Below are 1,347 nucleotides of genomic sequence, written 5' to 3' on the forward strand. Positions count from 1 at the left end.
TGACTGGCGGGAAGGCGCTGAAGTCGTTTATTGATTTTCCGCTTAGTTCGGCAACTCGTGCGGCTGGCGCATCGGCTCGCGCAGTAGCGGATGAGGCTGCAGCACTGCATCGAATCGGGGCAAATAACGTAATAGCCACCGCTCGCTCCGGTCAGTTGGCGGAATTACTGCCAACTTCGTCGCTTTCGTCGCGGCAGGTTGCAATTCATGAACAAATGGCCAGCCAAGGCGCCGTAGGCACGTTCGCGAAGAAGAACGTATCCATGGCAGACCTGAGGTCAATCGGTCAAGTCACGGGCGATGAATATAGTATGTTTACGTTGGGTGCTCAACGGACGGTCATTAGAGGATACGGAAATGAAATTACGGTATCCCAAAATATGCTTGATGACCTCGTGGCGGGGAGTTACGGGAAGTGGTCTGGGCATACCCACCCACCAGGGTACTCCATTAATCCGGGACCTGCGGATAGACCATTCCTTCAAAAGATGGGACAGCAACGCAGCGCAATTTGGGGGAATGATGGCCAACACGTTTATGGCCGGCTTCCGTCGGATGATGCGATGATTCAGTCTGAAATAATGCGAGCTCAATGGGCAAGGATTTATGGTGGAGATTAAGGTGATTAAGGTGGAAAAGAAAGATGTAGGTCGTGGTTTTGAAGATGCGCTTCGAATATTCTTGGATAGTTTTCTTGAGGTTCACCCAAAGAAAACATGGCCGAGTTGGTTCAAGACGTGCACGACGTATGGTGGGCAAAGGGAAGCCGATCACCGGTGGAGGTTTTCCTTCAGTGCTGTCCCAAGGTCAGTCCTTGGGCCAGGGGATTCATGGGAGGCGGATAAAAATGGTGGTTACGTTCTTGCGCGAACCGATATGGAGACCGGGGAGAAACGGTACGTTATTTCGAATGCCCCAAGTGACGTTATAACTATTTTCGAAGCAATTGTTGATATTGCCATGAAAACTGTTCTGATCGTCTCTGATCGGGACCTGGGCACCATCAATGGAGACGACTTGCTACCTTTGCAGCGATAGGGGTCTCGTGTCCTGTTCGTAGCATGTTCGTATCATGGTCGATGCTATTCGTATCCCATCCGGGCTGCGGAAAAATCCACTCTGGAGTGAAAGCGCCGGCAAGGGACGGTGATGGGTAAGCGGTAGCTGAGCGGCGTTGTAGATCAGCCGTTAAATCTGTGCAGGTCCGAGCGTAGCGGATTTGGCCCAATGCCGTTTTGAGTGGAAGTTGACTTCGGCTACCATATCGGCTACCGCTGTGAATGTCTGCGCCTTGCGGCGCTTGTCGATGTCCGGTCCGGAGCAGGGTCAAGGGCGGGCGGCGCGAAG

2 protein-coding genes are annotated in these 1,347 nt (G+C 52.7%); both read left to right on the plus strand.

From position 1 onward, the window contains the following. Positions 1-620, plus strand: a 620-nt coding sequence (locus F1735_RS36005) for a hypothetical protein (RefSeq protein ID WP_222853171.1), incomplete at its 5' end; no start/stop codon positions are given. A gap of 10 nt (positions 621-630) precedes the next feature. Next, positions 631-1,038, plus strand: a complete 408-nt coding sequence (locus F1735_RS33585) for a hypothetical protein (RefSeq protein ID WP_222853172.1) — start codon at positions 631-633, stop codon at positions 1,036-1,038. The last annotated feature ends 309 nt before the right edge of the window (positions 1,039-1,347 follow it).

The sequence above is a fragment of the Massilia genomosp. 1 genome (genome assembly GCF_011682185.1).
Lineage (GTDB): Bacteria > Pseudomonadota > Gammaproteobacteria > Burkholderiales > Burkholderiaceae_D > Telluria_A > Telluria_A rubra.